22 protein-coding genes are annotated in these 25,611 nt (G+C 72.3%); 7 read left to right on the top strand and 15 right to left on the bottom strand.

The window, feature by feature from the left end; all coding sequences use genetic code 11:
- Positions 1 to 5 precede the first annotated feature (5 nt).
- Complete coding sequence (locus EJG53_RS04750) at positions 6 to 1,217, bottom strand: L,D-transpeptidase (RefSeq protein ID WP_125043744.1); 1,212 nt, start codon at positions 1,215 to 1,217, stop codon at positions 6 to 8.
- Positions 1,218 to 1,453: 236 nt separating this feature from the next.
- Between EJG53_RS04750 and EJG53_RS04745 the strand changes: the two genes are divergently transcribed.
- Genes EJG53_RS04745 through EJG53_RS04730 form a run of 4 tightly spaced genes read left to right on the top strand, consistent with a single transcriptional unit; the run spans position 1,454 to position 4,857 of the window.
- Positions 1,454 to 2,416, top strand: coding sequence for an ABC transporter substrate-binding protein (locus EJG53_RS04745; RefSeq protein ID WP_125043741.1), 963 nt, complete (start codon positions 1,454 to 1,456; stop codon positions 2,414 to 2,416).
- Between the two features lie 47 nt (positions 2,417 to 2,463).
- Positions 2,464 to 3,240 carry an ABC transporter permease gene (locus tag EJG53_RS04740; protein WP_125043739.1) on the top strand — a complete coding sequence of 259 codons (777 nt, stop codon included), beginning with the start codon at positions 2,464 to 2,466 and terminating at the stop codon, positions 3,238 to 3,240.
- Positions 3,237 to 4,073, top strand: a complete 837-nt coding sequence (locus tag EJG53_RS04735; protein WP_244954980.1) for an ABC transporter permease — start codon at positions 3,237 to 3,239, stop codon at positions 4,071 to 4,073. Before EJG53_RS04740 ends, EJG53_RS04735 begins: the two co-directional genes overlap by 4 nt.
- Positions 4,066 to 4,857, top strand: a complete 792-nt coding sequence (locus tag EJG53_RS04730; RefSeq protein ID WP_125043737.1) for an ABC transporter ATP-binding protein — start codon at positions 4,066 to 4,068, stop codon at positions 4,855 to 4,857. Before EJG53_RS04735 ends, EJG53_RS04730 begins: the two co-directional genes overlap by 8 nt.
- 53 nt (positions 4,858 to 4,910) lie before the next feature.
- On the opposite strand, the gene EJG53_RS04725 is transcribed toward EJG53_RS04730, so the two are convergent.
- Positions 4,911 to 5,681, bottom strand: a complete 771-nt coding sequence (locus tag EJG53_RS04725; protein ID WP_125043736.1) for a YwiC-like family protein — start codon at positions 5,679 to 5,681, stop codon at positions 4,911 to 4,913.
- Positions 5,682 to 5,910: 229 nt separating this feature from the next.
- Here EJG53_RS04725 and EJG53_RS04720 point away from each other — a divergent pair, with 229 nt between their 5' ends.
- Both EJG53_RS04720 and EJG53_RS04715 read left to right on the top strand, forming a co-directional pair.
- The gene (locus tag EJG53_RS04720) at positions 5,911 to 6,105 is read left to right on the top strand and encodes a hypothetical protein (protein ID WP_030023303.1); all 195 of its coding nucleotides are present in this window, start codon (positions 5,911 to 5,913) and stop codon (positions 6,103 to 6,105) included.
- 221 nt (positions 6,106 to 6,326) lie between these two features.
- Positions 6,327 to 7,319, top strand: a complete 993-nt coding sequence (locus EJG53_RS04715; RefSeq protein WP_125043734.1) for an aldo/keto reductase — start codon at positions 6,327 to 6,329, stop codon at positions 7,317 to 7,319.
- Between the two features lie 135 nt (positions 7,320 to 7,454).
- On the opposite strand, the gene EJG53_RS04710 is transcribed toward EJG53_RS04715, so the two are convergent.
- From EJG53_RS04710 to xylB, 6 genes are all read right to left on the bottom strand, one after another.
- Positions 7,455 to 8,690 (bottom strand): phosphodiester glycosidase family protein, encoded by a 1,236-nt coding sequence (locus tag EJG53_RS04710; RefSeq protein WP_244954978.1) that lies wholly within the window; start codon positions 8,688 to 8,690, stop codon positions 7,455 to 7,457.
- Between the two features lie 361 nt (positions 8,691 to 9,051).
- The gene (locus EJG53_RS04705) at positions 9,052 to 9,594 is read right to left on the bottom strand and encodes a COG1361 family protein (RefSeq protein WP_030998636.1); all 543 of its coding nucleotides are present in this window, start codon (positions 9,592 to 9,594) and stop codon (positions 9,052 to 9,054) included.
- Positions 9,595 to 10,148: 554 nt separating this feature from the next.
- Positions 10,149 to 11,567, bottom strand: coding sequence for a family 2B encapsulin nanocompartment shell protein (locus EJG53_RS04700; RefSeq protein WP_125043732.1), 1,419 nt, complete (start codon positions 11,565 to 11,567; stop codon positions 10,149 to 10,151).
- A gap of 96 nt (positions 11,568 to 11,663) precedes the next feature.
- On the bottom strand, positions 11,664 to 13,073 hold the full coding sequence (locus tag EJG53_RS04695) for a family 2B encapsulin nanocompartment shell protein (RefSeq protein ID WP_125043730.1): 1,410 nt from the start codon (positions 13,071 to 13,073) through the stop codon (positions 11,664 to 11,666).
- A gap of 401 nt (positions 13,074 to 13,474) precedes the next feature.
- Complete coding sequence (locus EJG53_RS04690) at positions 13,475 to 13,777, bottom strand: hypothetical protein (protein WP_125043729.1); 303 nt, start codon at positions 13,775 to 13,777, stop codon at positions 13,475 to 13,477.
- A gap of 107 nt (positions 13,778 to 13,884) precedes the next feature.
- On the bottom strand, positions 13,885 to 15,348 hold the full coding sequence (gene xylB, locus EJG53_RS04685) for a xylulokinase (protein WP_125043728.1): 1,464 nt from the start codon (positions 15,346 to 15,348) through the stop codon (positions 13,885 to 13,887).
- 150 nt (positions 15,349 to 15,498) lie between these two features.
- Between xylB and xylA the strand changes: the two genes are divergently transcribed.
- Positions 15,499 to 16,662, top strand: a complete 1,164-nt coding sequence (xylA, locus tag EJG53_RS04680; RefSeq protein ID WP_125043727.1) for a xylose isomerase — start codon at positions 15,499 to 15,501, stop codon at positions 16,660 to 16,662.
- A gap of 30 nt (positions 16,663 to 16,692) precedes the next feature.
- Here xylA and EJG53_RS04675 read toward each other — a convergent pair whose 3' ends face one another.
- From EJG53_RS04675 to EJG53_RS04645, 7 genes are all read right to left on the bottom strand, one after another.
- Entirely contained in the window at positions 16,693 to 17,658 is a 966-nt protein-coding gene (locus tag EJG53_RS04675; protein ID WP_125043726.1) for an acetylxylan esterase, read from the bottom strand.
- Positions 17,659 to 17,767: 109 nt separating this feature from the next.
- Positions 17,768 to 18,604: an amino acid ABC transporter ATP-binding protein gene (locus tag EJG53_RS04670; protein ID WP_280526754.1), complete on the bottom strand. Its 837-nt coding sequence runs from the start codon at positions 18,602 to 18,604 to the stop codon at positions 17,768 to 17,770.
- Complete coding sequence (locus tag EJG53_RS04665) at positions 18,601 to 19,386, bottom strand: amino acid ABC transporter permease (RefSeq protein ID WP_030998652.1); 786 nt, start codon at positions 19,384 to 19,386, stop codon at positions 18,601 to 18,603. The genes EJG53_RS04670 and EJG53_RS04665 overlap by 4 nt, the downstream gene beginning before the upstream one ends.
- Positions 19,387 to 19,416: 30 nt before the next feature.
- On the bottom strand, positions 19,417 to 20,214 hold the full coding sequence (locus tag EJG53_RS04660; protein WP_125049156.1) for an ABC transporter substrate-binding protein: 798 nt from the start codon (positions 20,212 to 20,214) through the stop codon (positions 19,417 to 19,419).
- 232 nt (positions 20,215 to 20,446) lie between these two features.
- On the bottom strand, positions 20,447 to 21,370 hold the full coding sequence (gene mmuM / locus EJG53_RS04655; RefSeq protein WP_125043724.1) for a homocysteine S-methyltransferase: 924 nt from the start codon (positions 21,368 to 21,370) through the stop codon (positions 20,447 to 20,449).
- Between the two features lie 51 nt (positions 21,371 to 21,421).
- Positions 21,422 to 22,300 (bottom strand): YceI family protein, encoded by an 879-nt coding sequence (locus EJG53_RS04650; RefSeq protein ID WP_125043723.1) that lies wholly within the window; start codon positions 22,298 to 22,300, stop codon positions 21,422 to 21,424.
- Between the two features lie 109 nt (positions 22,301 to 22,409).
- Positions 22,410 to 25,361 carry a glycoside hydrolase family 2 TIM barrel-domain containing protein gene (locus tag EJG53_RS04645; RefSeq protein WP_125043722.1) on the bottom strand — a complete coding sequence of 984 codons (2,952 nt, stop codon included), beginning with the start codon at positions 25,359 to 25,361 and terminating at the stop codon, positions 22,410 to 22,412.
- Positions 25,362 to 25,611 lie beyond the last annotated feature (250 nt).

Here is a 25,611-nt window from a genome sequence, read left to right as displayed (position 1 = left end):
AGGGGTTAGCTGCTCGATGGAAGGGCGCTCTTCTTCTGCCACTGGGGCCAGTCGACCATCCAGTCCCCGAGTCCGTTGTTCTCGGCCGCCTTCCCCCGTTCGGAGGAACCGATGACCTCGAACGGGTCACCGACGCGGACCTTGGAGTAAAGCCAGTCGGCGTCGGCGTCGGTCAGGCCGATGCAGCCGGAACTGTCGTTCACCCGGCCCACCTTGCCGGCGTTCCACGGCGCCGCGTGCGCGTAGGTGCCGGAGCTGGTGAGCTTCATGGCGTCACGGACCGTCCTTCCGTCCGCGTCGCCCGGTCCCGCGGTCCCGGAGTCCATGATGATCGTGCCCTCCTTCGCCATCAGCGGGAAGATGCCTGTCCAGGTGGAGTGCCGCGGATCCGGCTTGCCGGCGGAGAAGGGGATGTCCTTCACCTCCTTTCCGTTCTCGGTGAACGTCAGTTGCTTGCTGTCCAGGTCGACCGTGATCACGTGGCGGTCGCCGATGGTGAAGTTCAGGTCGTAGTCCTTGGCGAAGTAGCGGCCGCCGCCGGAGTCCACGCCGTTCAGATCGGCGCGCAGCCCGACCTTGGTGCCCGGCCGCCAGTACTCCTTCGGCCGCCAGTCCACCCGGTCCTTGCCGGAGAAGTCCTTGACCCAGCCCCACGCGCCGGCCGTGCCGTTGTCGGTGGTGACCTTCAGGTGCTTCTCCACGGCGGCCTTGTCGGTCACCGGGAAGTCGAAGGTGACCGAGACGGGCTGCGCCACGCCGACGGTGGCGCCCTGCGAGCCGGGGTTCAGCACGAGCTTGTTCAGTTGGTCGGCCTGGGCGGTGGTCAGCGACTCCTTGACCGTGTTCGTGCCGCCCTGCGCGTTGCGGGCCTCGGCCGCGACCGAGTACCTGGTGTCCGGGACGGTCGGCTCGTGAGAGGTCCACACCCGGCCGCCGTCGCCCAGCCCGCCGGGCAGCCGGCGGCCCTTCGGGTCGGTCACGACGACCTTGACCAGACGGCCGCCCTCCGCGCTGACCTGCAGTTTGTCCCCGGCCTGCACCGTCTTCACGCCGTTCGCCGCGCTCAGCGACACCCGTACCGGAGCGCCTTTCGACGCGGACGCCGCGGGGCCTCCGCAGGCGGTCAGCGCACCGATGCCGAGCAGCGGCACCAGGGCCAGCACGGCCCGCGCACGGCGTGGCGTGCGACGGTGGTGCGGGACGGGGGCAGGGGGCATCTAAGGGCTTTCTGTGCAGCGGTCCGGCGGATGTCGGCCGCTAAGACGCGAACCACCTGTGTTCCGTTGCGGTGCGTGACGTGATACGTGACACATCGCACCACCGGCGGGCGTCGCGCCCGCGCGCCGGCGTGATCCGTATTCCGTGTCTCCGCTGTGCCGCCCCCGCCGGCTCCCTTCCGTCCCGTCGGCCCTGCACCGTTGACGACGGCACCGCCCGCCCCTACGGTTCCCGCGTGTATCGCTTACGGGCCGCCGCGGCGGCAGCAGCAGCACTTCTCCTCACCCTCACAGCGTGCGGGAACGACGGGTCCGGGCCGGGCGGCGACGGCCGGGACAGCATCGAGATCGGCGCGCTCTCCATCGTCGACACCGCACCGGTCCACCTCGCGCGGTCGCTCGGCTTCTTCGCCAAGCAGGGCATCGACGCGAAGATCACGACGGTCCAGGGCGGCGCGTACAGCTCCTCCGGCGTCGTCAGCGGCCAGTTCGACTTCGGCTTCAGCAACACCACCACCCTGCTCACCGCCCGTGAACAGGGACTGCCCCTGAAGGCCGTGGCCAACGGGGTGGCCTCCACCGGGCAGGCCGGGCCCGGCAAGGACTACAGCGCCGTCCTCGTGCCCAAGGGCAGCGCGATCAAGTCGGCCAAGGACCTGCCCGGTCACAAGATCGCCGTCAACCAGTTGAAGAACATCGGCGACACCACGATCCGCGCCGCCGTGCGCCGGGCCGGCGGCGACCCCGAGAAGCTGGAGTTCACCGAGATCCCGCTCCCCGACATGCCCGCCGCCCTCGCCGCCGGGCGGGTGGACGCCATCTGGACCGTGGAGCCCTTCCAGACGCAGGCCATCGACCAGGGTGCCCACGAGGTGTGCTGGCCCTTCGCCGAGGCCACCGACGACCTCACCGTCGCCATGTACTTCACCAGCGAGAAACTGCTCCGCGAGAAACCGGACCTGGTCAAGCGTTTCACCGCCGCCATCAATCAGGCGCTGGCGCACGCCCGTACCCACCCCGAGGCGGTACGCGAGGAACTCGGCAAGTACACCAAGATCCCGCCCGCGGTGATCCGCCGGATCGTGCTGCCGAAGTGGCCGACCGAGATCAACCGCCCGTCCGTGCAGGCCATCGCCGACTTCGCCCGCAAGGACGGGGTCCTCACACGGCCCGCCGACGTCGGCGCGCTGCTGCCGTGACCCGCCGAGGGGCGCGCGCCGGGGCGGGGGCGCGCGCCGGGGCGCCGATGAGCGCGCCGCGCGCCGCCGGCCTCGGCCTCCTGGGCCTGGCCTGCCTCTTCGCCGTCGCCGAGGCGGTGCCCCGGCTCGGCCTCGTCGACCCCCGCCACCTGCCGCCCGCCACCGCCATCCTGCGCCGCCTCGCCACCGAACTGGGCGACGCGACCCTGTGGACCGCTCTCGGCGAGACCCTGCGCTCCTGGGCGCTGGGCCTCGCCATCGCCTGCTGCCTGGCCGTCGCCCTCGGCGTCCTCATCGACGCCGTACCCGGGCTGCGCGCCGCCACCGCCTCGACCATCGAGTTCCTGCGGCCCATCCCGTCCGTGGCCCTGATCCCGCTGGCCACCCTCCTCTTCGGCGCCGAGACCGGCTCCACCCTCCTCCTCGTCGTCTACGCCGCCTTCTGGCAGGTGCTCATCCAGGTGCTGTACGGCGTCGCCGACGTGGACCCGGTCGCCCGCGAGACCGCCCGCAGCTACCGCTTCGGCCGCTGGGCCCACCTGCGCCACCTCGTATGGCCGACGGCCCTGCCGTACGTGCTGACCGGCGTGCGCCTGGCCGCCGCGGTGGCCTTCATCCTCGCGGTGACCGCCGAACTGGTCATCGGCAGCCCCGGGCTGGGGCTGCGCATCCAGCTCGCCCAGTCCGGCGGCGCGGTCACCGAGGTCTACGCGCTGATCGTGCTGACCGGGCTGGTCGGGATCACTGTCAACACGGCGGTACGGGCCGTCGAGCGCCGGGTGCTCGCCTGGCACCCGTCCGTACGGGGCGAGGCGGCGCGATGAGCACGGCACGTAAAGGGTGGGGCGGCACGGCACGCAAGCGTCCTGCCGGCCCGCTGCGGCGCGCGGGCCTGCGCCTGCTGCGCGTCCTGGGCCTGCCGGTCCTGCTGATCCTCGGCTGGTGGGCCTACAGCTCCGCCAACCCCACCTTCTACCTGCCGACACCCGGCCGGGTCGCCACCGCCTTCGCGGAGGTGTGGTTCTCGGCGCGGATCACCGAGGACGTCCTGCCCAGCGTGGGCCGGCTGCTCACCGGCTACGCCCTCGCGGGCCTGCTGGGCATCGGCCTCGGCGTCGCCATAGGCTCCTCGCGCACCCTGCGGGCCGCCGCCGAACCCGTACTGGAGTTCTTCCGCGCCGTACCGCCACCCGTCCTCGTCCCGCTCATCATGCTGCTCGCGGGACTGGACACCGCGATGAAGGTCCTGGTCATCGTCTCCGGCTGTGTGTGGCCCGTGCTGCTCAACACCGTCGAGGGCGTCCGCGCCGTGGACGAGGTGCTGGACGACACCGGCCGCTGCTTCGGGCTGCGCGGAGCCGCCCGGCTGCGCCATCTCGTACTGCCCGCCGCGAGCCCGCAGATCATGGCGGGCCTGCGGCAGGCCCTGTCGATCGGCATCATCCTCATGGTCATCGGGGAGATGTTCGCCAGCACCTCCGGCCTCGGCCACACCGTCGTCCTCTTCCAGCGCGGCTTCGCCATACCGGAGATGTGGAGCGGCATCGTCGTCCTCGGACTGCTGGGATTCGGCCTCTCGGTCGCCTTCCGGGCCGTCGAACGCCGCATACTGGCGTGGCACTTGGCACGCGGCGAGGAGCGGGGGCGGCATGCTTGAGATCACCGGGCTGGGCAAGGTCTACGAGGGGCGCGGCGGCGTCGAGGCGCTACGGAAGATCGACTTCCGGGTGGCCGACGGCGACCTGGTGTGTGTCGTGGGGCCGTCCGGCTGCGGCAAGACGACCCTGCTCAAATGCCTCGCCGGGCTGCTGACACCGACCACCGGCGAGGTGCGGGTCGCGGGCCGCCGCGTCACCGGCCCGCCGCCCGGCATGGCCGTCGTCTTCCAGGAGTACGGGCGCAGCCTCTTCCCCTGGATGACCGTACGCAAGAACGTCGAACTCCCGCTGCGCGAGAAGAAGGTGCCCGCGCCACGCCGCCGCGAACTGGTCGAGGAGGCGCTGTCCGCCGTCGGCCTCGCGGGCGCCGCGGCGGCCCACCCGTGGCAGCTCTCCGGCGGCATGCAGCAGCGCGTCGCCATCGCCCGCGCCATCGCGTACGAGCCGCAGGTCCTCCTGATGGACGAACCGTTCGCCGCCGTCGACGCGCAGACCCGGGCGGAGCTGGAGGATCTGCTGCTCACCCTGTGGCAGCGGCTGGGAGTGACGACGCTGCTGGTCACCCATGACATCGACGAGGCGGTGTACCTGGGACGGCGGGTGATCGTCCTGTCCTCGGCGCCCACCGTCGTCCAGGAGGACCTCCCGATCGACCTGCCGGCCGCCCGTGACCAGATCACCACCCGCTCCGCCCCGCGCTTCGCCGAGCTGCGCGCCCACGTCTACGCCCAGATCAAGCAGGCGAAGACCGGCGTGACGGGAGGGGAGGCGCCGGCCCGGTAGGACGGAGCAGCCCGGACCGTAGGGCCTCGGCGGGGAGCCCGGCCCGTACGCCCTCAGCCGGGAAGCAGTCCGCCGCACACGATGAAGGCCAGCAGCAGCACCGAGCACAGCACCTCCACGGCACCGACCACCGCGATCCGCACCCGGCGCGCGGGCAGCGCCATCGCCCGTACGAAGAACAGCACGAAGGGCACCGCCAGCCACTGGTCCAGCGAGACGGCGGCCAGGACCGCGAGTCCGTGATAGACGGCCGACGCCACCCGGAAGGTCTCGCTCCCGCGCTCACGGATCATCGTTTTCACGTAGAGCACGGTCCCGGTGAAATACAGCAGACAGGCCGCGGCGGCCTGCCAGGCGCCGGAATCGACGGTGCCGCTGCCCAGCCGGTACGAGACGAGCAGCATTCCGCAGGCGGGCACCACGGCCGCGATTCCGTTGACCGTGGCGCGTTCCCTGTTGCGGTACGCACAGCCGAGGTTCACCGCGAAGAACGGCGCCGCGCACAAGGCCGCGATCAGCAGCCAGGAATGCGCCACCGCGAGCGGTACGGCGCATACGGCGAATGCCGCGCCGAATCCGGTGAGCGGCGCGAGATGGCGGCGCGGCGCCCGCGGATTACGGGACAGACGGCGCAGCCGGACGAACTGCTGGGCGTGGAACGCCGCGCAATAGGCCAACAGCCACGCGGGCAGCAGAAGGGCGTGCCACCCGTCGAACCCGCCCAGAAACGCCCCCGCCAGAAAGGGCACGACGAGCATGGCCCAGGCGCCGTGCTGGTTCGGTATCCAGCGGCGAAGGGCGCGCCGCCCCGGCGATGTGCTCATCCCACGAATATAGGCGGTGCGCAAGCCGGTTCGGCCCGCCGAAGGTCCCGGACCAAGGTCCCGCACGGCTGTCCCGCCCGGCCCCGGACCGGGGATTCCGGCACGCCTTCCGGTGACCCGTAGTGATCACCTGTATGGCGCACCCGCGAAGACACGGGAAAAGGGGCGGAATGGGCCACACTGGCGGCCGTTGTCGTCCGTTCGGGCGGCGGGGTGAGGAGGTTATGTCGTGGCTGTCTCGATCTCGGTCGTCGTACTGCTCGTCGTACTGACCGTCGTCTTCCTGCGCAGCGGACGGCTGAAATTCACGCACGCCCTCGTCTGTATGCTGCTCGGCTTCTATCTGGCGGGCAGCAACCTGGCGCCCGACATCCAGAACGGGCTGTCCGGCGCGGCGGACGTGGTCAGCAGCGTCCGCCCCTGAGCACGTTCGCAGAAGCGTGACGCTCGGCCGCAGACGTCTCGCGTGGCCCTCTTGCCTGTTCCGCTTGCTTGGAGTGCGCTCCAAGGCCATAGCGTTGCGGGCATGCCTGCACCACCGGGGTCTCGCCGGCGTCCCGGAAGGCTGCCCAACTTCTCCGCCTGCTCCCGGCTGAACACTGGACAAGCGGGAGCCAGGCGATCGATATCCCAGGAGCATCTCTCTTGCGACACCGCAAACTAGGGCAAGGTCTCGAAGTCTCGGCTCTCGGGCTCGGCTGCATGGGCATGAGTTTCTTCTACGGTCAGCCACAGGACACAGCCGAGATGACGAAGCTGCTGCGGGCCGCCGTCGACCGCGGCGTGACGTTCTTCGACACCGCCGAGGTCTACGGCCCGTTCACCAATGAGGACTTGGTCGGCCGGGCGCTGGCACCGGTCCGCGACCAGGTGGTGATAGCCACCAAGTTCGGCATCAAGCACGGCGAGCACGGGCCGACCCCGATGTCCGGGGTGGACAGCAGGCCCGAGCAGATCCGCCGAGTGACCGAGGCATCGCTCAAGCGTCTTCGAACCGACAGCATCGACCTGCTCTACCAGCACCGCGTCGACCCCGACGTACCCATTGAAGACGTGGCCGGCACGGTCAAGGAGCTGATCGCCGAAGGCAAGGTGAAGCATTTCGGCCTGTCCGAGGCCGGTGCCGCGACAATTCGCCGCGCCCACGCCGTGCAGCCGGTGACGGCACTGCAAAGTGAGTACTCGCTCTGGATGCGCGAGCACGAAACCGACATCATTCCGACCCTGGAGGAACTGGGTATCGGTCTGGTGCCCTACAGTCCGCTCGGCAAAGGATTATTGACCGGCAAGATCGATTCCAGTACGTCACTGGCCGACAATGACCTCCGCCGCCTGCTTCCGCGCTTCAGCCCTGAAGCGCGGCAGGCCAATCAGGTTCTGGTCGACCTGCTGCGGCAGATTGCCGACGACAAAGCAGCCACGCCGGCGCAGATCGCTCTCGCCTGGGTGCTGGCGCAGAAGCCGTGGTTCGTGCCGATACCCGGCACCACCAAGCTGCACCGCCTGGAAGAGAACCTGGGCGCACTCGACGTCGAGCTGACAACCGGCGATCTCCACCGGATCGAAGAGGCCGCGGTCGGCATCCGGATCCAGGGCGAACGTCTCCCCGAGCAGTTGCAGTCACGGTTCGGCCGCTGAAAGCCCGTCCCGACTCCTGAAGCCGCAGGTCACCGCACCGATGGCGGGCAGGAGGGCGCAACGCTGCCGTTCCGCTGAATAGCCTGTGTCGCAGCCCCGGCCGGTCGCCGCCGTGCGACCCGGACCCACCGGCCCTCACCCTCGCGCGAACACGCCGATGCCGTTCGGGACCGGCCGTTCCGCGCCTGCTGACGGGTGGTTGCGCACGGTCGACCCGGGGCTGCCCGGCTCGCGCGTGACGAGCGTGGAGGACCCGCCGCCGTCCAGGTTGACCGCGTCCCGGGCGCCCAACTGGACCATCAGGTCGGCCAGTTCGCGTACGGTCATCCCGGCCCGTCCCGGCGCGCCGTCCAGGGCCAGCAGCAACAGTCGGCGCCCGTTCGCGCCGACGCCGGCGGCGGTCCGTACGGCGGGGGTGACGGTGTCCAGGCCGGCCAGCGGCTCGTCGCCACGGACGATCGGGAAGCCGCCGACGGCGAAGCGCAGCGGTGCGGGCCGCCTGCCGGTCAGGGCGTGGCCGACCCGGACCCGGTCGCCGACGTGCAGCTTGCGCAGTTGCCGGGCGCCCTCCTCCCGGCCGACCAGCGTCGTCGTCCCGCGGGGGATGCCGCCCCGGCCGGGCACCTGCGTCGCTTCCGTCACCCGGCCCTGCCGGACCGTGAGCTCGTACGTCTCCGTGCTGCACGGCGCGGCCCGGTCGGTGTCCGTGCCGCACGTCGCCCGGACCCGCGAGGTGGGGCCCCACCGGGACGTGAACGCGCCGATGCCGTTCACCGGCAGCGCGTACTGGTTCAGGCCCTTCAGGGGGAGCGCGCCCGCCGGGGTCAGGACGGCGCCGCGCAGGGACAGCCGGTCCAGCCGCGCGCGGCGGTCGAAGCCCACGCCGATGACGTCCTTGGTGTTCGTACCGGGCGGCAGGGCGGGGCCGAAGCGCTGGCCGTCGGGCACCGCCGCTTTCAGGTGCCGCCCCGAGGCGATGGCCGGGCCCACGGGGGCGCCGGTCGCCTCCACGCCGGGGTGCTGGGTCTCGGTGATGTTGAAGAAGTCCGCGTTGACGGCGGCCACCGCGGACCGCGCGTCGGCCAGCCGGGAGACCGGGGCCCGCGCGCCGACCACGCCGGGGTACAGCAGGTCCACCGCGACCCGCCGGTCGGTCAGATCCACCGTCAGAAGGTGGGCGTGCGCGGTGCCGCGCCCCACCGCGAGGTCGAAGGCGCGGTACGTCACGCCCGGCGCGACGCGGGCCGCGTGCCCCGGCTGCGGGGCGCCGTCCTGCGCGGTGGCCCCGGAGGCCACTCCGCTCCCGGCCAGTACGCCCCAGGCCGTGAGCGCCGTCAGCACCGCCCGTGCACGAACGAATCGATTCTTCACGATCCCCCCCAGACGTCGCGGTAACGGTCTCACGGGTACGAGGAGCCCACTATGGCCCGGAGGTGTCGGAAAACCGTACAACCGCCGTACGGCCGTCGTGTCGCCTCCGCCACCCGGGGCTATGGGGCCGCCTCCGCCACTCGGGGCCCGCATGTCGCCTCCGCCACCGGGACCCCGCGTGTCACCTCCGTCCCCCGGACGCCGGAACCGCTCCACCGCTCCAGGGGCGTGGCCACGGCCCTGGACCGGCGGAGCGGGAAGCTGACGGGGACGGATCACGCGTGCGGGGGGCCGCGCCGGTGCGGTGCCGGTGGGGGAAGGCGGTCCTGCCGTGCGGAACGCGCGGGTGGTGCGGCCCGGGTCAGGCCTGCGCGCCCGCCGGGGGAGTGGTCGGGCAGATCACGCGGGTGGCGGGGGTGAAGTAGGTGCCGTCCTTGGCGGGCTGGCCGCCGGCGAACTCGGTGTAGATGTACGAGTAGAAGGCGACGTCCGGGTAGCCGCAGGAGGAGTCGGCGCCGATGGTGTAGGTCATGGTGACCTTACGGGTGGCACCGGGGGCGATCGGCACGGCGTACGTGGCGCCCTGGCCGGCGGTGCAGGTCACGCCGGGGTCGGCAGTACAGGTCTTCCAGGTGTACTTCAGCCCGCTCGCGGAGGAGGTCTCCCACGTGGGCTGGAACGACTGCCACACGAACCGCACGTCGGCGGTGCCGGTGTTGGTGAACGTCATGGTCACGGTGACGTCCGAGCCGGGGGTGGCCTGCGTCTTGTCCACGGTGAAGGCGAGCGCGGGGGTGTCGGCGGCGGACGCCGGGGAGGCGCCGGCCAGGCCGAGGAGGGAGACGACGAGGGCGAGGAGGGCGGCGAAACCGGCCCTGCTGAAGCTGCTCATTGTTCTGCGCATGACCAGGGAGCGTAAGGCGTGATCCGCCCTTCGGGGCGGTTCCCGGAGAACCTGTTCTTTCGACCGAAAAGGTCGGGCCACCCCTCAAATGGCCCTCTCACGGCCGGAATTGCGCGAAGCGGCCGGATTCGGGTGCCGGGGCCAGCCCGGTTCCGTACGGTCGCCGCGAGGGTGGTGAGCGCCCCGACGGGGCCCGTCGGGCCGTGCGCGAGGGCGGCGTCGAACGGCTGCCGGATGCCGGTTCCGGCCAGGCCGTGTCCGCGTAGCGGTACGCACCCGGCGTCGCCCGGCCTGGCGTGAAGCAGCCGCCCCGGAACGGCGGAAGACGCGGCTCAGTGCCCCGCAGACCCCACAGCCACTGCCGGCACACGGTCAACGGCCCGCCGTACGGCATGGTTCCCGCCCCGGCACCCGCACTCCGCCCGCTGCCCCGGCGCCATGGACCACGGGCGCGGGAACAGCGGGCGGTGGCCGGCCGGAGCTGCGGTCCGGCCGGCCCGGGGCGGGGGCCGGTGCCGACGGGAGGCGTGGCTTCCGCCGGACCGAGGCGCTGCCTAGTGCCCGATCTCGACGTCCTCCAGGATGCCCAGCGCGTCCGGCACCAGGACGGCCGCCGAATAGTAGGCGCTGACCAGGTAGTTGATGACCGCCTGCTCGTTGATGCCCATGAAACGGACCGACAGGCCGGGCTGGTACTCGTCGGGAATGCCCGTCTGGTGCAGCCCCACCACGCCCTGGTTCTCCTCGCCCACCCGCATGGCGATGACCGAGCTGGTCTGGTCGGGGTTGATCGGGATCTTGTTGCACGGCAGCAGCGGGATGCCGCGCCAGGCCCGGACGGCCGTGCCGCCGATCTCCGCGCCGGTCGGGTAGATGCCGCGGGCGTTCCACTCCCGGCCGATCGCCGCGATGGTGCGCGGGTGCGCCAGCAGGTACTGGGTCTTGCGGCGCCGCGAGATCAGCTCGTCGAGGTCGTCGGGGGTGGGCGGGCCGCTGCGGGTGTGGATGCGCTGCTTGAGGTCGGCGTTGTGCAGCAGGCCGAACTCGCGGTTGTTGACCATCTCGTGCTCCTGGCGCTCGCGCAGCGCCTCGATGGTCAGCCGAAGCTGCTGGTCGAGCTGGTTCATCGGGTCGTTGTAGAGGTCGGCGACCCGGGTGTGGATCTTCAGTACGGTCTGCGCGACGCTCAGCTCGTACTCCCGGGGCGCCAGCTCGTAGTCGACGAAGGTGCCCGGCAGCGCGGGCTCGCCGACATGGCCCGAGATGACGTCGATGGCCGCCTCGCCGTGCTTGTTCTGCGGCGGGACCTGGGCCGTGCGGAAACGTTCCAGGTGTTCGCGCAGCGCGGGGGAGCGGTCCGCGAGCTGTTCGTACTCGGCGCGGGGCAGCGTCAGTACGGTCACCCGGGTCACGGCCCGTACGGAGTGCTCCCAGGTCGCGTCGGGCGACAGCAGCGCCGCCTCGCCCAGGTGGTCGCCGTCCGCGAGCACGCCGAGGACCGTTTCGTCACCGTACTTGCCGGCGCCGATCCGGTTCAGCTTGCCGTGCGCGATCAGCACGACCCGGTCGGCCGGCGCGCCCCGCTCGGCCAGTACGTCGCCGGGCGCGTGCTCCTCCTGGACGAACCGGCCGGCCAGCGCCTCCAGCACCGCCGGGTCGTCGAAGTCGCGCAGCGGCGGCAGCTCCCGCAGCTCCGCGGGGATGACCCGGACGTCCGAACCGGTGCTGGTGAACTCGACCCGGCCGTCCCCGAGGGTGTGGGTCAGCCGCCGGTTGACGCGGTACGTACCGCCGGAGACCTGGGTCCAGGGCAGCACGCGCAGCAGCCAGCGGGAGGAGATCCCCTGCATCTGCGGCACGGTCTTGGTCGTGGTGGCCAGATTGCGTGCCGCGGCTGTCGCCAGGCTGGTGCGCGCCTGCTCGGTGTCCGGGGTGGCGCCGGGTCCGGACGTCGGGTCCGCCGGTGTGGTCATGGGGGGTTTCACCTGTTCCTGTCGCTCGTTCGGCGTCGTGCGTCATTTCTCGGCAAACGGTTCTTCAATGGTCTGCCATGGCTGAAATGCGGTGGTTCATTGGCCGGTCTGTACGTCTTCCAGAATTCCCAGCGCGTCCGGCACGAGGATCGCGGCGGAGTAGTAGGTGCTCACCAGGTAGTTGGCGATCGCCTGGTCGCTGACGCCCATGAAGCGGACCGAGAGACCCGGTTCGTATTCGTCGGGAATTCCCGTCTGGTGCAGGCCGACGACACCCTGCTTCTCCTCGCCGGTACGCATCACCAGAAAGGAACTGGTGCCGTCGGCGGTGACCGGAATCTTGTTGCACGGGAAGATGGGCACGCCGCGCCAGGAGGGCAGTGAGTGCCCCATGAAGTCGACCGCCGTCGGGTACAGTCCGCGGGCGCTGCACTGCCGGCCGAAGGCGGAGATGGCCTTGGGGTGGGCGAGCAGGAAGGACGGGTCCTTCCAGACCGTCGCGAGCAGTTCGTCCAGGTCGTCGGGGGTGGGCGGACCGCTGCGGGTACGGACGCGCTGGGTGAGGTCGGCGTTGTGCAGCAGGCCGAACTCACGGTTGTTGACCATCTCGTGCTCCTGGCGCTCGCGCAGCGCCTGGATGGTCAGCCGCAACTGTTCCTCGACCTGGTTCATCGGGTCGCTGTACAGGTCGCCGACCCGGGTGTGGGCCCGCAGCACCGTCTGGGCGACGCTCAGCTCGTACTCGCGCGGCGTGAGTTCGTAGTCGGCGAAGGTGCCGGGCACCCGGGGTTCGCCGTGGTGGCCCGAGGCGACCTCGATGGCCGACTCGCCGCTGGCGTTGCGCGGCGGCGCGGTGTCCGTCCCGGCCGCCGCGAGGTGTTCGCGAAGCTGCGGGGAGCGGTCCGTGACCTCCTGCGCGGCCTCCCGGGGCAGCGCCATGACGGTCACCCGGGTCACCGCGCGATAGGTGTACGGCCAGGACGCGGCGGGGTCGGTGAGCAGGTCGTCGCCGAGGTGGTCGCCCCCGGCCAGGGCCCCCAGAACCGTTTCGTCGCCGTACTTTCCGGCGCCGATCCGGTCGACCCGGCCGTGTGCGACGAGCACCAGGCGGTCGGCCGGCGTGCCCGCCGCGGCGATCACGTCGCCGGGCGCGTACTCCTGCTGGACGAAGCGCTCGCCGAGCGCGCCGAGCACCTCGCTGTCGGTGAAGTCGCGCAGCGCGGGCAGTTCGCGCAGTTCGTCGGGGATGATCGATACTTCGGTGCCGGAGACGGCGAAGTCCACGCGTCCGTCGCCGACGGTGTAGGTCAGCCGCCGGTTGACGCGGTACGTGCCGCCCGAGACCTGCACCCAGGGCAGCAGCCGCAGCAGCCAGCGCGAGGTGATGCCCTGCATCTGCGGGACGGTCTTGGTGGTGGTGGCCAGGTTGCGTGCCGCGCCCGTCGTCAGGCTGGAATTCTGTGTCTCGCCCCCGGGGCCGGGAATTGTCTCGTCGGTAACCGTCACGGCTTCGCCACCAATCTTGGGAAGTTGACCATCGGACGGCGGCCGGAGCCACGGCCGTTCCGTGAGGCGAGGTCCGAGCCGCTCGCCGCACTGAACATAGACGTGTTGTTTTAATCCGGGCAATCACTCAAAAGAGTGGCATGAAAAATAATGGAGCTGGACAGGTTTAGTGGAATCCGTCGGTGGAAAGTGTGCCGGGGTGATTCCGTCGGACCGGCAAGCGGAAGGCGCGGTGCCGGCGGAAAGCCGACGAGGTGACGGAGCGGTTCATTCTCCGGCGGTAAACCGGTCCGTGGCGGCCGTGCGGGACCGGCAGGCGGGGCGTCGGGGACCGGCGCGTGGCGCGGCATGCGGGACCGGGACGGCCCCTCGGGCAGCCCGATCCGCGGACGGCCGGGACCTCAGCCGGCGACGTCCGTCCGGCCGCCCCCGAGCGGCCCGTACATCTCGGCGAACGCCATGTCGGCACACCGGCCCAGGCTCGTCAGCAGCCCGGCGGCGTGCTCCGGGGGTGCCGGGGGCACCGCCGGGTCGGCGTACTCCTCCAGCACCAGGTAGGCGCCGGGCTCCGGGAGGGTGAACCAGCGAGAGGTCGGGCCGCACGGCTCCGGACCGGCCGCCTCGTGGAGAGCGGTGGCACTCCGCTCGGTGCCGTCCTGCCGGCGGTCGCTGACGTCGAACCGGGCACGAACAAAGATGCTCATGCCCGGCACCCCATCACAAGATCCGGGCTCGCGGTACGGCGCCGTCCGAATCCGCTGACCGGATGCGGAGTTCCGGCCGCCGTTTGCCCCGGAGGAATATGCCCCGGTCAGGCCCCCAGCAGCGGCCCGCCCGCCGCCAGCGTCTCCGCCAGCCGCTCCCGCGCCGCCGTGTCGCACGGCACCGCCGGATACTCGGCGCCGCGCGCCGTCCCCCACCGCCGTGCCACCGCCGCCGGGTCCTCGCCCAGCAGCAGCCCCGCCGCCTGCGCCGCCGCACCCAGGGCGACCAGCTCGCGGGCCTCCGGCACCACCACCGGCCGCCCCGAGAGGCGGCGTACGGTGTCCCGCCACGCGTTCCCGCGCGCGCCGCCGCCGATCAGCAGCAGCGGCGCGTCGGCCGATACGTCCTCGTCCACGATCCGGTCCAGCGCCTGGAGCAGCGCGAACACCGCACCGTCGTACGCCGCCTGGAGCAGTTGACCGCGTGTCGTGTCGTGCCGCAGGCCGTGCAGCAGCCCGGACGCCTGCGGCAGGTCGGGCGTGCGCTCACCGTCGAGGAAGGGCAGCATCACCGCCGACCCGCCGGGCTCGACGTCCTCCCGGCCCAGGCCGAGCAGGGCCGCGACCCGGTCCACGGCCAGCGTGCAGTTCAGGGTGCAGGCCAGGGGAAGCCAGTCGCCGCGCGCGTCGGCGAACCCGGCCACCGTCCCCGTCGGATCGCCGGCCGGACGCCGGGTGGACACCGCGTAGACCGTGCCCGACGTCCCCAGGCTCAGTACGGGCTGCCCGGGGCGCAGCCCGAGCCCCAGCGCCGCCGCCATGTTGTCGCCGGTGCCCGCGGCGACCAGCGCGCCCTGCGGCAGCGGCAGTTCACCGGCCCGTACGGTGCCCGCCGCCTCGCCCGGCAGCGCGACCCTCGGCAGCGCCTTCGGGTCCAGGCCGATGTGTCCGAGGATCTCCTCGTCGTACGCCTCGTCGGCCGGCGACCACCAGCCGGTCCCGGAGGCGTCGCCGCGGTCGGTGACCGCCTCGCCGCTGAGGCGCTCGGTGAGATAGTCGTGCGGCAGCCGCACCGCGGCCGTCGCGTCGGCCGCCGCCGGCTCGTGCTCGCGCAGCCAGGCCCACTTCGTCACGGTGAACGCCGGCAGCGGCACGCTGCCCACCCGCCGCGCCCACGCCGCCGGCCCGCCGTGCTCCGCCAGCAGGCGCCGGTGCTGGGGCGCCGACCGTACGTCGTTCCAGAGCAGCGCCGGACGCACCGGCCGCCCCGCCGCGTCGAGGGTGACCAGGCCGTGCTGCTGGCCACCGACGGACACGGCCGCCGCCTCCCGAGCGGCGTCACCGCACTGGTCCAGCGCCTCGCCGAGCGCGCGCCACCACTGTTCGGGGTCGCTCTCCTTGCCCGTGCCGCCGAGGTCCGCTCCGTCGGCGGCCGTACCGCCGGTGACCACGTGCGGAGCCTGGCCGCGGGCCACGACCTCGCCGGTCGCGGCGTCCACCACGAGCGCCTTCGTGGACTGGGTGGAGCTGTCCACGCCGACGACGAGCGGTCCCGCTGCCTGTGTACCCATCGCGTTCTCCCTCTCCGCACCGCGGGGAACGCCCCGCCGGACGACACCGGGCGCCTCGCCCGCCCCGGGGCTTCCCCGGCGTGCTGCCGCATATTAGTTTGGCCCCGGCCTGATGTACGCAGTGGCATGACGAGGGGCCGAGGAGCCGCGATGAGCTGTCAGCCCGTGCCCGAGGACAAGTTCAGTTTCGGTCTGTGGACGGTCGGCTGGCAGGGCCGCGATCCCTTCGGGGACGCCACCCGCCGCCCCCTCGACCCGGTCGAGTCCGTCCACCGGCTGGCGGAACTGGGCGCGTACGGCATCACCTTCCACGACGACGACCTGATCCCCTTCGGCTCCGGCGACGTCGCGCGCGAGGCGGCGGTCAAGCGCTTCCGCCAGGCGCTGGACGCCACCGGCCTGACCGTGCCGATGGCCACGACCAATCTCTTCACCCACCCCGTGTTCAAGGACGGCGCGTTCACCGCCAACGACCGCGACGTCCGGCGCTACGCCCTGCGCAAGACCCTGCGGAACATCGACCTCGCGGCCGAGCTGGGCGCCCGTACGTATGTGGCGTGGGGCGGGCGCGAGGGCGCGGAGTCCGGCGCGGCCAAGGACGTGCGCGCGGCGCTGGACCGGATGCGGGAGGCGTTCGACCTGCTCGGCCAGTACGTCGTCGAGCAGGGCTACGACCTGCGGTTCGCCATCGAACCGAAGCCCAACGAGCCGCGGGGCGACATCCTGCTGCCCACCGTCGGCCACGCCCTCGCCTTCATCGAACGGCTGGAGCGGCCCGAGCTGTACGGCGTCAACCCGGAGGTCGGGCACGAGCAGATGGCCGGCCTCAACGTCCCGCACGGCATCGCCCAGGCCCTGTGGGCCGGCAAGCTCTTCCACATCGACCTGAACGGGCAGTCCGGCGTCAAGTACGACCAGGACCTGCGCTTCGGCGCCGGGGACCTGCGCGCCGCCTTCTGGCTGGTGGACCTGCTGGAGACGGCGGGCTACGACGGGCCCAGGCACTTCGACTTCAAGCCGCCGCGCACCGAAGACCTGGACGGGGTGTGGGCCTCGGCGGCCGGCTGCATGCGCACCTACCTGATCCTCAAGGAGCGCGCGGCGGCCTTCCGCGCCGACCCGGCCGTCCAGGAGGCACTGCGCGCCTCCCGACTGGACGAGCTGGCCCGGCCCACCGCCCAGGACGGACTCGCCGGCCTGCTCGCGGAGCGTACGGCCTACGAGTCCTTCGACGTGGAGGCGGCCGCCGCGCGCGGCATGGCGTTCGAACAACTCGACCAGCTCGCCATGGACCACCTGCTGCGGGCGCGCTGACCCGCCCTCAAGGGAACAGCGGGGGGGGGGTCAGCCGAACAGCTTGCGCAAGAAGCGGATCTCCTCCGTCCGCTGGTGCCCGCCGCCGCTCTCGTGCCCGTTGAACCGCCACAGCCGCAGCTCCTTGGCGCCCGCGTAGTGGTGGTACGCGGCGAAGCCGGTGGAGGCGGGCGTGATCGGGTCGCGCAGCGCGGTACCGAAGAGCGCGGGGGCGGTCGCGCGGGCCGCGAAGTTCAGGCCGTCGAAGTGGTCGAGGGTGTGCAGGGCGGCTTCCACCTCGGTCCGGGCGCCCGCGAGGTAGCGGGAGAGTTCGCCGTACGGGCCTTCGTCGGTGATCTCGACGGCGCGCCGGACGTGCGTCAGGAACGGTACGTCGATCAGCGCGCCCGCGAGCCCGGGCACCAGTCCGGCGACGGCCAGCGCGATGGCGCCGCCCTGGCTGCCGCCCGCCACCACCACCCGCCCGGCGTCCACCGCCGCGTGACCGCGCGCTGCCGCCACGGCCCGTACGCCGTCGGTGTAGACCCGGCGGTAGTAGTACTCGTCCGGGTCGAGCAGCCCCTGCGTCATCTTGCCGGGCACACCCGGATGGGGGGAGCCGACCGGGTCGGGGGTGTCGCCGGGCCGGTTGGGGCCGCTCTGCCCCCGGGTGTCCATGACCAGCGTGGCGTAGCCCGACACCGGCCACAGCAGCCAGTCCTGCGGATGCAGCCGGCCGCTGCCGTACCCGAGATACTGCACGACGCAGGGCAGCGGACCGCTCGCCTCCCGGGGCAGCAGGAACCAGCCCCGGATGCGGTGCCCGCCGAAGCCGGAGAACTCCATGTCGTACGTGTGCAGCAGCGACAGGCCCGCGTCGGTCTCCTCGAAGCGCGCGTCGAGGTCGTACGTACCGGCCTCGTCCAGCGTGCGCCGCCAGAACGCGTCGAAACCGTCGGGTTCGGGCAGCGGCGGACGGTAGCTGCGCAACTGGTCGAGGGGCAGGTCGACGAACAAGCGGTGCCTCCAGGTGGGGAGCGGGCGGCGGGCCCGCGACGATGCCCGCCGGGTACCGGGCGCGCAACGTACCAGGCGCCGCCTGCCGCCCGCTCGGTCATGACAGGATCTAAGCCCGCTCCTCCTCCGGCCCCTGCGCACCGGCCTCCGACACCTCGCTGAGCCCGGCGGCCGCCGGATCGAGCACCCGGGCCAGGAACGTCCGGGTCCGCTCGTGCTGCGGATCGGCCACCACCCGCTCCGGCGGCCCCTCCTCGACGATGACCCCGCCGTCCATGAACACCACCCGGTCGGCGACCTCCCGCGCGAAGCTCATCTCGTGGGTGACGACGAGCATCGTCATACCGTCCTGGGCGAGGGAGCGCATCACCGCCAGCACGTCGCCCACCAGCTCCGGGTCGAGCGCGGAGGTCGGCTCGTCGAAGAGCATCAGCTCCGGCTCCATGGACAGCGCGCGGGCGATGGCCACCCGCTGCTGCTGGCCGCCCGACAACTGCGCCGGATACGCGGTCTCCTTGTCGCTCAAACCGACCCGCGCGAGATTGGCGCGCGCGGTCCGTTCCGCCGCGGCCCGGTCGCGGCGCAGCACCCGCCGCTGGGCGATGGTCAGATTCTCCAGCACGGTCAGGTGCGGGAAGAGGTTGAAGGACTGGAAGACCATCCCGATCCGGCGCCGGACCCGGTCGATGTCCACGTCCGGGTCGGTGACCTCGGTGCCGGCCACGGTGACCCGGCCCGCGGTCGGCTCCTCCAGCAGGTTCACACAGCGCAGCAGCGTCGACTTGCCCGACCCCGAAGGGCCGATCACGCACACCACCTCGCCCCGCTCCACCGAGAAGTCGATGCCCTTGAGCACCTCCAGTGCGCCGAAGGACTTGTGCAGCCCCTCGACCTGGATCGCCCGTCCTGCCGTCGCCGGCCCGCCGTCGGTGCGCACCGCCGTCACCTCGCCTTCGCCGTACGGGCCTCCAGCCGCCGGACCAGTTGGCCCAGGGGGAGGGTGATGACGAGATAGAGCAGGCCGGCCACGAGGATCGGCGTCAGGCTCTTGTGCTCGTTGAGGGCGTCCCGCCCGAAGTTCGCCAGCTCGAACTGGCCGAGGGACAGGCCGAGCAGATAAACCAGCGAGGAGTCCTTGGTGAGCAGGATCAGCTCGTTGGTCAGCGGCGGCAGGACGATCCGGAACGCCTGCGGTATCACGATCGAGCGCATCGCGCGGCCCGACGACATCCCCAGCGAACGCGCCGCCTCGGTCTGCCCCTTCGGTACGGCCTGGATGCCGGCCCGGATGGTCTCCGCCATGTACGCGGCGCCGACCAGGCCCAGCGAGAGCATCACGGTGATGTTCATGTCCAGCGCGACCTCGAAGGCCAGCGGCACGCCGAAGCCGAGCGCGATGAAGACCAGCAGCGCGGGCACCCCGCGGAAGAACTCGATGTAGGTGACGGCGAGCCAGCGGTACGGCGGCACCTGCGACAGCCGCATCAGCGCCAGCACCAGCCCGAGCCCCAGCCCGAAACCGAAGCCGAGCAGGGTGTACAGGACGGTGTTGACCAGCGCGGTGGTGATGATGTCGGGGAACAGCGCCTTGGCGACCGCCACGTCGAAGAACGCGTGGCGCAGCGTCCCCCAGTCGGCGACCAGGGCGAGGACGAGCACGGCGGCGGCCAGGACGGCGTACTGGCCGCCGCGCAGGAGGCGGGCCCTCCGGCGTCGGGACAGGGGCATCGGTGTCGGCTCCTCACGCTGGCCGCGGTATCAGCCCTGCTTGGGCGCGGTGCCGAACCACTTCTTGTAGATCCGCTCGTAACTGCCGTCGGACCGGGCCTTCTTCAGCACCTCGTTGATCTTCTTGCGCAGCGCGTCGTTTCCGGTGCGCACACCGATCCCGTAGTGCTCGCCGGTGTCGAACTCCGCCGTCACCGCCGTGTCCGGGTTCTGCTTGACGTAGTCGAACAGCACCCCGTTGTCGTTGATCCCCGCGTCCACCTGCCCGGACTTCACGGCGGTGAGCAGCAGCCCCAGGTCCTCGAACTCGACCAGCTCGACGCCCGCGCCGTGCTTCTTGGCGTACTCGGCGCCGGTGGTGGCCTTCTGGTAGCCGAGCTTCTTCCCCTTGAGGTCCTCGATCTTCTTGTAGGTGCCGCCCTTCTTGGTGATGAGCGCCTGGGTGGCGTCGAAGTACGGGTCGGAGAAGTCCATGACCTTGTCGCGCTTGGCGGTGATGGTCATACCCGCCGCGGCCAGGTCGCACTTGCGGATAGTGAAGTCCTGGCCGGTTTCGATGCCTTCGAAGGGCGTGTTGACGATCTCCTGCGGCACGTTCAGCGCCTTGGCGACCAGATCGACCAGGTCCACGTCGAACCCGACGATCTTGCCCTCCTTCTTCACCTGGAAGGGCGCGTACGGCAGATGGGTGCAGGTCTTGAGCGTGCCGGGGGAGACGAGCTGGACGCCCGAGGCCGACTTCTCGCCGGCCGCCCCGCCCGACTTGGTGCTGGTGCAGCCCGTGGCGAGGAGGGCGGCGGCCGCGACGAGGGCGGCCGTGGCGGACATCGAGGAGCGAACGGACACTGGTCCTCCGGATCAGGATGCGGCCCCACACTCACCGGTCGGAGGTGAGTTGGCTGCATCCTGCCACCGGCCAGGGTCGATGTCGCCGTCGGCGGTGTTGCGACCGGGTAACGACCGGTCCCGTTCTGTACGGTTCCGGGCCGCCCGCGGCGCCGTGCACGGCGGGGAGTTCGAGCGTGTGTCCGCTTCCGGGGCCGGGCCCGGACACCTGCTTTCAGCCGGTGAGCTGCCGCGCCAGCGCCGCCACCCCCTCCGGTCCCACCCGGCAGCAGCCGCCGACGAGCCGGGCCCCCGCGGCGGTCCAGGCCGCGACCCGGTCCGCGCTGAAGGCGGGCGTACCGCACCAGGCACGGGCCCGGGCGTCCCAGCTCTCGCCGCTGTTCGGGTAGACGACCACCGGCTTGCCGGCCGCGCGGGCCGCCACCGCCACCGCCCGGTCGGCGTCCTCGGGGGTGCAGCAGTTCACGCCCACCGCCACCACCTCGGGGACGTCCGCCGCGAGCGCGAAGGCGTCCGCCAGCGGCTGCCCGGCCCGCGTGCGGTCCCCGGCCGCGCTGAACGACAGCCAGGCCGGCACGCCGAGGCCCCGTACCGCCCGCAGCAGGGCCCGCGCCTCGTCCGCGTCCGGCACGGTCTCCAGCGCCAGCACGTCGGGACCGGCCGCGGCCAGCACCTCCAGCCGCGGACGGTGGAACCGTTCGAGCTCGGCCACCGACAGCCCGTAGGCGCCCCGGTATTCGGAGCCGTCCGCCAGCATCGCGCCGTACGGACCGGCCGACGCGGCGACGTACAGCGGCCCCGCCACGCCGCCCGCCGTCGCCTGCCGCGCCGCCTCGCGCGCCAGCTCCACACTGCGCCGCAGCAGCCCGGCGGCCTCCGTCGCGCCGATGCCCCGCGCGGCGAACCCCTCGAAGGTCGCCTGATAGCTGGACGTGATCGCCACCTGGGCGCCCGCCTCGTAGTACGCGCGGTGCGCCGCGACCACGGCGTCCGGTTCCTCGGCGAGCAGCCGCGCCGACCACAGCGCGTCGCCGAGGTCGTGCCCGGCGGACTCCAGTTGGTTGGACAGTCCGCCGTCCAGGACGAGCGGGCCTGCGGCGAGGGCGGCGGCGAACGGGGGCGCGGCAGTGGTGCTCATGACGCCCAGCTTCTCACCCGGCACTGACAGGACGCCTGCCCAGCGCCCGGGTCACTCCGCCGGGACGGCCTGGATGTCCATCTCCACGCGGATCGTCGCGCCGATGGCCGCGATGCCCCGGGCGAGCATCTTGCGCCAGTCGAGCGTGAAGTCCTCCCGGTGCAGCTCGGTCACCGCGGTGCACGCCGTACGCGTCTCGCCGCCCATGCCGGTGCCGAGGCCCAGGTACCGGGTGTCCAACTGCACCGACCGGCTGACGCCGTGCAGGTGCAGCACCCCCTGCACGGCCCAGCGGGCCCCGCCCTTGTGCACGAACCGTTCCCCGGCGAACTGCAGGTACGGGTAGCGCGCCACGTCCAGGAACTCCGCCGAGCGCAGGTGGTCGTCGCGCATCTTCACCCCCGAGTCGATGCTCGCCGCGTCGATCGTCACCTCCACCCGCGAGTCCCGCATGTCCGGCGCGATCCACAGGCCGCCCTCGAAGTGGTTGAACCGGCCGTGGATCTCGGCCAGTCCGATGTGCCGGGCGGTGAAGCGGATGGACGAGTGGTCGGGGTCCAGCCGCCACTGCCCCGGCGTGGGCATCGGCGGCACCGGGGCCGGCTCCAGTTGCAGCGTCCGCGGCGCGGTCCGCGTCCCCTCGGTCACCAGACTGTCGAACCGCTCCGGGCGGAAGCCGTCGCAGGTGACCACCACGTGGTACGCGGCGGGGGCCAGCGTCGCGGTGAACATGCCGTTGGGGTCCGTCTGGCCGCGCGTGACCTCGGTGCCCTCGGTGTCGCGCACCGACACCCCGGCCCGCGCCATCGGCAGCCCCACGGGGTCGTGGACGCTGAGGTCCAGTGCACCGGCACCGCGCGGGATCGGGGCCGGTGCGGGGGCACTGCGGGCGGAGCGGTCACGAAGGCGGGTGAGGATGGCGAGCGCCATGGCAGGACGGGGCCTCTCGGTCAGTTGTGTCAAAAAGGTGCATCTCCATCCTGTCATTGGTTCAGACCGCTGCGGACGAGAGCTGTCAATACCCGATGAAACGTGAAATTCATCGCACCGGGGAGAAGGTGATGGCGAACCGGGCGGGAGCCACCGTCAGCTCGTACTCCGGCAGCACCCCGGGCCCGCAGGAGGCGCTGCCGATGCCGTGCAGGGCGTGGTCGAGGTGGATCCAGATCCAGTCGCCCGGCGTGAGGTCGGTGGTGTGCCGGGCGGCGTCCAGTTGCTCGCTCGTCCAGCGGCGCGCGCTGAACCAGAACGTCGGCTCGCCCTCGGCACGCAGCGCCGAGCCGTCGCTGCGGGACAGCTCCACCCAGCGCACGTCCGCCCGCGCCCCGTTCTCCTGCGGACGCACGTACGGCGTCTGCAACGCGTCCACCGGCATGTGCCACAGCCCGGTCCGCGACGCCTCCCGCGTGTCCGGATACGCCTCGCCCGGGCCGCCGCCGTACCACCGCGCCGTCGAGAGGTTGCCGCACACGCCCAGCCGTACGCCGAGCCTGGGCAGCGGGCAGGGCCAGTCGCCGTACGGCCGGACCGACACCTCCAGCCGCAGCCGCTCGCTGTCGGCGGTCCAGCGGTACTCCGTGTCGAGGGCGAGGTCCGTACCGGCCGGCGCGACCCGGGTGCGTACCACCACCGCGTGCCGCTCGCACTCCACCGACGCCACCCGGTGCCGCATACGGTGCAGCCCGATACGGCGCCACTGCGCGGCGCGGTGCGGGCCCGGCTGCCAGGGCGCGCCCTCGTCGTTGTCGGTCGGCGCCCGCCACACGTCCAGCAGGGGCCCCTTCAAGTGGCAGCCGTCGAGATACCGGAGCACACCGGTGGTGGCGTCGAAGGCGCCCGGGCCGAGGAGGATGAGGTTGCCCTCGCCGTGCCGGGGCGACGCGCCCGTGGCGGCCGGACGGGGCGTGGGGCGTGGCGGGGCGGCGGGCACCTGTCCCCAGGCGACCTCGTGACCGGCCGCGCCCCAGGCGGTGTCAGCGGCCAGGGTCGCCCGTACCGTCCACAGGGCCTCGCGGCCGCGCCGTCCGGCGGGCTCCGGGGGCAGTGCCACCTCGGCGTGGGCGCCGGGGGCGAGCGGCGGCACGGTCAGCGGTCCTTCGGCGAGCACCTCGCCCTCGGCCTCGTAGGACCAGCGGAACGCCAGGTGCGCCAGGTCGCTGAAGTCGTGCAGGTTGGTGATCCGGACGGTGGCGGGGGCGGTGCTTTCCGGGCCGCTGTCCCCGTCCGTACCGCCGTCCTCGCTTGTACCGCTGTTCTCGTCGGCACCGCCCCCCGAGCCCGTACCGCCGATCCGTACCGGTTCGACGACCTTCTTGAACTCCGCCAGCCCCGGCGACGGCGTCCGGTCGGGGAAGACCAGGCCGTCGCAGACGAAGTTGCCGTCGTGCAGTTCCTCGCCGAAGTCGCCCCCGTACGCGTGGAACACCTCGCCGTGCGGGGTGCGCTGCCGCAGTCCGTGGTCGATCCACTCCCAGACGAAGCCGCCCTGGCAGCGCTCGTACGTCTCGAAGAGCCGCTGGTACTCGCGCAGTCCGCCGGGCCCGTTGCCCATCGCGTGCGCGTACTCGCACAGGAGGAACGGCAGGGCGCGGCGCCGGGCGTCCGCGGCCGGGTCGGCGAGCGGCTCCTCCTCCCGCCGGCCGATCCGTTCGACCTCGGCGTGCGTCGCGTACATCCGGGAGTAGACGTCGGTGTCGGCGCACGACGGGTCGCCCTCGTAGTGCAGCGGCCGGGAGGGGTCGCGGTCACGCGCCCAGGCGGCCATGGCGGACAGGCCGCGGCCGGTGCCGCACTCGTTGCCCAGCGACCACATGATCACGCTGGGGTGGTTCTTGTCGCGCTCGACCGTCCGGCGCATGCGGTCCAGCAGGGCCGGGGTCCACGCGTCGTCGTCCACCGGGTTGTCCCGCCAGTCCTGCTGCGCGAAGCCGTGCGTCTCCAGGTCGCACTCCTCGACGACCCACAGGCCCAGCTCGTCGCAGAGGTCGAGGAAGGCGGGGTGCGGCGGATAGTGGCTGGTACGGACGGCGTTGACGTTGTGCTGCTTCATCAGCAGCAGGTCGCGGCGTATCGCGTCGGGGCCCAGCGCGCGGCCGTACCGAGGGTCGAACTCGTGCCGGTTGACGCCGCGGAACAGGACACGGCGCCCGTTGACCTTCAGCAGGCCGTCCTCGACGCACACGGTGCGGAAGCCGATGCGCAGCGGGACACACTCGCCGGGCGTGCGTAGTTCGGCGTCGTACAGCCGCGGGGTCTCGGCCGTCCACGGTACGACCGGCACCGTCGCGCTCTCGCCGGTCGCCAGGTCCAGGCCGAGCGCGGGAACGGTGACCCGGCCGGCCGGCGCGCAGTCCACCCGGAGGGTGCCGTGGCCGGTGCGGTGGTCGTAGGAGGCGTGCACGAAGTGGTCCAGGACGGCGCCGGCGGGCCGGTGGTGCAGCGTGACGTCCCGGAAGACGCCCGGCAGCCACCACTGGTCCTGGTCCTCCAGGTAACTGCCCGAGGACCACTGGTGGACGCGGACCGCGAGCACGTTACGGCGTGCCCGCAGCAGATGGCCCACCTCGAACTCGTGCGGCAGCCTGCTGCCCTTGAAGTGCCCCAGCTCCTTTCCGTTGAGCCACACCCGTGCACAGGACTCGACACCTTCGAAACGCAGCAGGGCGGGCCCGGGTTCCCACGTGTCCGGAAGGTCGAAGGTGTGCCGGTGGTCGCCCGTCGGGTTCTCGTCGGGCAGCAGCGGCGGATCGACGGGGAACGGGTAGCGGGTGTTGGTGTAGGCGGGTGCGCCGTGTCCGGCGAGCACCCAGTGGCCCGGCACCCGCAGCCCCGGCCAGTCCGTGTCGTCGAAGTCCGGCCGGGCGAAGGAGACGTCCGCGGAGCGGGCGGTCGGCAGGAGACGGAACCGCCACGTCCCGTGCAGCGACATCCGCCGCGCGTCCGAGCGGGCGAACCAGGCGCGCGGCGGGCGGCAGCCCCGGCCGGGGGACACGTCCTCGTAGTACGGGAGGTGCTGTGGGGGCGGGGGAGGGGCGGGACGGCGGCGGACCGTTCGGCGGGCGCGGACCGTCTTTCGGGGGCGGTGTGGGTTCCGGGGGTGCGTGGTGCGGGTGCGGTGGGTCCGTCGTCGGGTGCGGTGCGGGGGCCGACGTGTTCGGCGTCGGGCAGGGGCAAGGGTCCTCCTAGCTGCGGGGACACGGCAGGGCGTGGGGGATCACGTCAGCGAACCACGCGCGGCGGCG

This window comes from Streptomyces chrestomyceticus JCM 4735, assembly GCF_003865135.1.
Lineage (GTDB): Bacteria > Actinomycetota > Actinomycetes > Streptomycetales > Streptomycetaceae > Streptomyces > Streptomyces chrestomyceticus.
Note: the sequence above shows the minus strand (reverse complement) of the source record. Positions and strands in the feature narration are given on the sequence as shown.